5 protein-coding genes are annotated in these 5,219 nt (G+C 42.7%); 4 read left to right on the top strand and 1 reads right to left on the bottom strand.

Annotated elements, in window-relative coordinates; all coding sequences use genetic code 11:
- Nucleotides 1–562: 562 nt before the first annotated feature.
- Nucleotides 563–1,795, top strand: coding sequence for an alanine racemase (alr, locus tag Xentx_RS17265; protein ID WP_074021753.1), 1,233 nt, complete (start codon nt 563–565; stop codon nt 1,793–1,795).
- 206 nt (nt 1,796–2,001) lie between these two features.
- Nucleotides 2,002–2,412 carry a nucleoside diphosphate kinase regulator gene (gene rnk, locus Xentx_RS17260; protein ID WP_074021752.1) on the top strand — a complete coding sequence of 137 codons (411 nt, stop codon included), beginning with the start codon at nt 2,002–2,004 and terminating at the stop codon, nt 2,410–2,412.
- Between the two features lie 50 nt (nt 2,413–2,462).
- Here rnk and pmbA read toward each other — a convergent pair whose 3' ends face one another.
- Nucleotides 2,463–3,806 carry a metalloprotease PmbA gene (pmbA, locus tag Xentx_RS17255; protein ID WP_074021751.1) on the bottom strand — a complete coding sequence of 448 codons (1,344 nt, stop codon included), beginning with the start codon at nt 3,804–3,806 and terminating at the stop codon, nt 2,463–2,465.
- A gap of 198 nt (nt 3,807–4,004) precedes the next feature.
- Between pmbA and yjgA the strand changes: the two genes are divergently transcribed.
- Both yjgA and Xentx_RS17245 read left to right on the top strand, forming a co-directional pair.
- Nucleotides 4,005–4,541 (top strand): ribosome biogenesis factor YjgA, encoded by a 537-nt coding sequence (gene yjgA, locus Xentx_RS17250; protein WP_074021750.1) that lies wholly within the window; start codon nt 4,005–4,007, stop codon nt 4,539–4,541.
- Nucleotides 4,542–4,696: 155 nt separating this feature from the next.
- Nucleotides 4,697–5,101 (top strand): Rossmann-fold NAD(P)-binding domain-containing protein, encoded by a 405-nt coding sequence (locus Xentx_RS17245; RefSeq protein ID WP_074021749.1) that lies wholly within the window; start codon nt 4,697–4,699, stop codon nt 5,099–5,101.
- Nucleotides 5,102–5,219: the final 118 nt, after the last annotated feature.

Below are 5,219 nucleotides of genomic sequence, written 5' to 3'. Positions count from 1 at the left end.
CGTTAGGTACTGCCCGGGTGAACACCTGCATTTTCATTCCATCAGGGCCATAAAAAATCATATCGGAACCATGCCCGATTGTTGTTAAACCGAGGTTTTATGAAATTATGCAATGGGTTGATTCGTGCATTAAAAACGGGTAACTGACTGCTGAATGCATTGAAATCAAACAGATTACCAGTTCAATAAACATGCAAAATATGAGTTTGGAGGGATATAGGAATTGATGAACGAAAAGCAACCATCTATTGATGTTAAAACAATCTAAATATGCCGCGTGTTTTGATAAAATCACCGTAATATAATTTTGCGCAATTTAAATGAAACATTTTTTCAATTCACGCGGCGCGCTACATTAAATATTCACAAAGAGTAAAAACAAGATATTATAATTATTAAATTAGTTAATTAATCTAACTATTTATAAATAGTGTAATATATATAATAAATGTTAGCTTTCAATAAGTTAACCATGTGAAATTAAATTAAAAAAAACTTATTATTAAAACGCAATTACATACAGAACATTATGCATACAGTCCCTACACTGGAGATTTACTTCATGCGTTTTAATAAAACTACACTGGCAGTTTTTCTTGGTTTGAGTTTGTTCCAAAGTGTTGCCCAAGCAGCACCTGCGCTCTCTTTAGATAACACTCATGCAGAAAACATCGCCGCAACCAATAACGCTTGGGTTGAAATCAATACCACGACTTTCGAAAATAATATTCACACCCTGCAAAAAAAACTGAATAAAGGCACCAAAATGTGTGCGGTTTTGAAAGGTGATGCTTACGGTCATGGTATCGACCTGCTGATGCCATCCATCATCAAAACTGATGTGCCTTGTGTAGGTGTTACCAGTAATGAAGAAGCCCGCATCGTGCGTGAAAGCGGCTTTAAAGGACAATTGATACGTGTCCGTACGGCTGACATCACTGAAATCGAAAGCACACTGGGCTATGACATGGAAGAGGTAATCGGCGATCTGGAACATGCCCAAGCCATCAATGCGCTGGCAAAAAAACACGGTAAAGAAATTCGTGTCCACCTGATGCTGAACACAGGTCTTATGAGCCGCAATGGATTGGAAATGAAGACTGAGCAGGGCAAACAAGATGCTCTGAAAATTACTCAGTTGCCTGACCTGAAACTGGTCGGCATGATGAGTCATCATGCATTCACTAATATGGATGCCATCCGTGACAGCATTAAGAACTTCAAAGAACAAACTTCTTGGTTGATCAAAACGGCAAATCTGAACAGAGACGAAATCACTCTGCACGCATCAAGCTCTTTTGCCTCACTTAGCATTCCTGAAGCCCAATTTGACATGGCTCGCGTTGGCAGTGCGCTGTACGGTATCCTGACCACCAGTCACCCAGAATTCAAGCCATTGATTCAAATGAAAACTCGTGTTGCTTCTGTTAAAACATATCCTAAAGGTAATGGTGTCGGTTATGACAACACCTACATTCTGAAACGTGATTCCAAGCTCGCTAACTTGCCAGTGGGTTTCTCTGATGGCTTTAGCTCTGCCCTGTCAAACAAAGCTTATGTCCTGATCAACGGTCACCGTGCACCTGTCGTCGGTAGCGTTTCCATGAACACCGTCATGGTCGATGTTACTGACTTACCAGAAGTAAAAAGTGGCGATGAAGTGGTCATTTTCGGTAAACAAGGTAACGACGAAATCACCCAGTCTGATATTCAGAAATGGGGGGGAATGCATGTTGTTGAACTTTCTTCCATTTGGGGTAAAACCAATCCACGGATCGTAACCACCGGCTTATAATTTGCGGTTCAAAATGATAGCAGACTGTTCTTTTCCTCTATTGTGGATAAACCTTATTTCATTAGCAAGGTAAAACAGTTCGTGATCATGATCTCTTTATTTTCGCGGCAGAACAGCCTAATATCATTTCAATTACTTTGAAAATAACACCCCCCTCCTTGCGATGTGGGGTGTTATTTTGTATTGAGCTTAATTTGGAGTGTGGTATGAAAAAACCTAAAATCATTATCAATGAATTAGATGCTGAACGTTTAGATTCTCTATTGGAACAACCTGCTTTTGCTAATACCAGTATCGCAGATGCCTTGAATGAAGAGCTGGATAGGGCAGAAATAGTGGCTCCGGTAGATATCCCAGCCGATGTTGTCACCATGAACAGTGAAATTCGCTTTATTGATCAGGGCAGTAATGAAGAGCGTGTTCGTACACTGGTCTACCCTGCTTCCCTGCAAGACAGCACCAAACATCTGTCCGTCATGGCACCTTTAGGTGCTGCTCTTCTGGGGTTGCGGGTGAATGATGAAATAACATGGAAGTTGCCAAACGGTGAAACAACCCAAATAAAGGTATTAGAAATACTTTATCAGCCAGAAGCCGCAGGCGAATATCACCGCTAATTTCCAGCCAGCTCAGTCACACCGAACTGGCTGCTGTTAATTGAGTATCCCTATTGACCGGCGATACTCATTTCCGGCAAAAACACCGAACCACACTGAATATTACTACGTGTTTCGATATCATTACCGATTGTCACCATATTTGCCCACATATCTTTCAAATTGCCTGCAATAGTGATCTCACTGACAGGATATTGGATCTCGCCATTCTCAACCCAAAAACCAGATGCGCCGCGAGAATAATCGCCTGTCACCGCACTAACGCCTTGTCCCATCAGCTCAGTGACGATCAGGCCAGTACCCATTTCACGCAACAAGCCAGCAAAGTCCAAACCTTGTCCTGCAATACGCCAGTTATGAATTCCACCTGCATGGCCCGTGTTCACCATTCCCAATTTACGGGCAGAATAGGAAGTCAGCAACCAAGTCTGCAAAACACCATCTTTAACAATATCACGTGTTGTTGTACGCACACCTTCACTGTCAAATGGTGTTGAAGCTAACCCACGTAGCAAATGCGGCTGTTCTTCAATCGTCAGCCATGAAGGCAAGATCTGTTTGCCCAGGCTATCCAACAAGAACGAAGATTTACGATAAATGCTGCTACCGCTGATAGCGCCAACTAAATGACCGAACAACCCCGTTGCCGCCTCCGCAGAAAAAATAACCGGCGCTTTCATGGTTGATAATTTACGCGCCCCCAGACGAGAAAGCGTCCGGCGAGCACACTCCTGCCCTACCCATTCAGGCGATTTCAACTCGTCTAAATGGCGGCTCACAGTATAGGCATAATCGCGTTCCATGTTGCCATCTTGCTCGGCAATCACACAGCTTGACATAGAATGACGGCTGGAGCAGTAGCTTTGCAGCATCCCATGACTATTACCAAATACCCGAATACCATAATGGCTGTTGAAACTTCCCCCTTCAGTATTGGTAATACGCTCATCTGCCTGCAATGACGCTTGTTCAGCGCGGGCTGCCAACTCAATGGCCTTATCTGCATCCAGATCAGCGGGATGGAAAAGATCCAACTCAGGAGCTTCAAATGCTAATAACTCTTTATCGGCTGGGCCGGCATAGGGATCAGGCGAAGTATAACGCGCAATATCAATAGCGGCCTGCACAGTACGAGCAATCGCCTCAGGGCTGAGATCTGTTGAAGAAGCGCTGCCTTTGCGCTGCTGGTGATAAACTGTGATCCCCAATGCACCATCGCTATTAAACTCAACATTTTCGACTTCACTAAAACGGGTGCTGACGCTAATCCCCGTGGTTTTATTGACCGCGACTTCCGCAGCATCACAACCGGCTTTTGCTAACTCCAGCGCATGGGCAACCGCATCTTCCAGTAGATTACGCTGCTCCGCGATTTGTTGATTGGTAACTATCATTAATTAACCATAATCCAATGAATTAAAAAGAGAATTCGTCAGAAAAAATGCCCACCTCCGGCTTATGGCACAAATGCCGAGTGGTAATCAGGCAATTTTCCCAGTTACAATACACAATATTAGGATGTTAACACCCACCGGACGATAGGTCATGCTCCAAAACGTACCTTATCCGGCCTTTTTAGAAGGAAAACAATTATGGCAAAGCAGCCTGAAGATTGGCTCGACAATTATCCTGCTGAAGAGGAAGAAGAAGAGATAATCTGGGTCAGTAAAAGTGAAATCAAGCGGGATGCTGAAATCCTGAAAAAGTTGGGAGCGGAACTGGTTGAACTCAGTAAAAGCCAACTAGAGCGAATTCCACTGGATGAAAATTTGCTGGCAGCCATTGAATTGGCACAGAAAATCAAACGAGAAGGACGTCGCCGTCAATTACAGTTAATTGGTAAATTGTTGCGTGCCCGCGATCCTGAGCCAATCACTACTGCATTAGACAAACTGAAAAACCGCCACAACCAGCAAGTCGTTATTTTGCATAAACTAGAAGAATTGCGTGACAAATTGCTTGAGGATGATGATGCCTTTGAAGAAGTCATCTCACTGTATCCACATACTGATCGTCAGCAGCTTCGCACATTGGTTCGTAATGCTAAAAAGGAGAAGGCAGCCAACAAGCCACCTAAGTCCTATCGTCACATTTTCCAATATTTGAAAGAGCTCTCTGAATCAGCTTAACCCACCTTCACCGCCATTTCGTTAAGAATTGGCGGTATATTTCCTTCCATCCCCTTATCTTCGTGACATTAACTGAATTAAGTTAATAAGTTTAATAAATTATCTCTATTCTTATTTCCCTACATTACTAATAATTTAACCAAAGGATATTTCAAATGCCGTTAGTTGTTATTCCTGATGATTATCAACATGCTACAAAACAGATTCAGGCTTTACATCAAAACAGTGACTTTGAAGTAGTTTGTCTCGGTGCCCTCGACCGCGATCCCAAAGCAGAAGAACTATTATCCAAAGCAGATGCCCTAATACTGATCCGTGAAAGAACTTTGATTGATGAGAAATTTTTGTCTAAAACACCCAATCTAAAACTCATCAGTCAGACAGGAAAGGTGGCTTACAATATCGATCTGGAATTGTGTAAACAACGGGGCATTACAAACGAAATAACGTACTTTGCAGCCCACATATTGGTTATGTTACTAAAAGTTATTATGACATTTATTTCGAAAGTGCATTTAAAAACATTGAGCGATATTTTTCTGGCGATAAGAGCCATGTGATTAATACATGTGATTAAGAAATCAGAACCACCCGCATAGCGGGTGGTTTGCTCTAGCCCTATAAGGGCATGTTACCGACTGCGCCTAAATGACGCGGCTTTCTCTTCGTTCAAGCTAA

The organism is Xenorhabdus thuongxuanensis (assembly GCF_001908095.1).
GTDB classification, from domain to species: domain Bacteria; phylum Pseudomonadota; class Gammaproteobacteria; order Enterobacterales; family Enterobacteriaceae; genus Xenorhabdus; species Xenorhabdus thuongxuanensis.
This window is presented reverse-complemented; position numbering and strand designations above follow the sequence as displayed.

What these genes read in the sequence shown, in the direction of transcription:
- Xentx_RS17245 (WP_074021749.1), top strand. Translation starts at nt 4,697, where the DNA reads ATGCCGTTAGTTGTTATTCCTGATGATTATCAACATGCTACAAAACAG.
- pmbA (WP_074021751.1), bottom strand. Translation starts at nt 3,806, where the DNA reads ATGATAGTTACCAATCAACAAATCGCGGAGCAGCGTAATCTACTGGAA.
- yjgA (WP_074021750.1), top strand. Translation starts at nt 4,005, where the DNA reads ATGGCAAAGCAGCCTGAAGATTGGCTCGACAATTATCCTGCTGAAGAG.
- alr (WP_074021753.1), top strand. Translation starts at nt 563, where the DNA reads ATGCGTTTTAATAAAACTACACTGGCAGTTTTTCTTGGTTTGAGTTTG.
- rnk (WP_074021752.1), top strand. Translation starts at nt 2,002, where the DNA reads ATGAAAAAACCTAAAATCATTATCAATGAATTAGATGCTGAACGTTTA.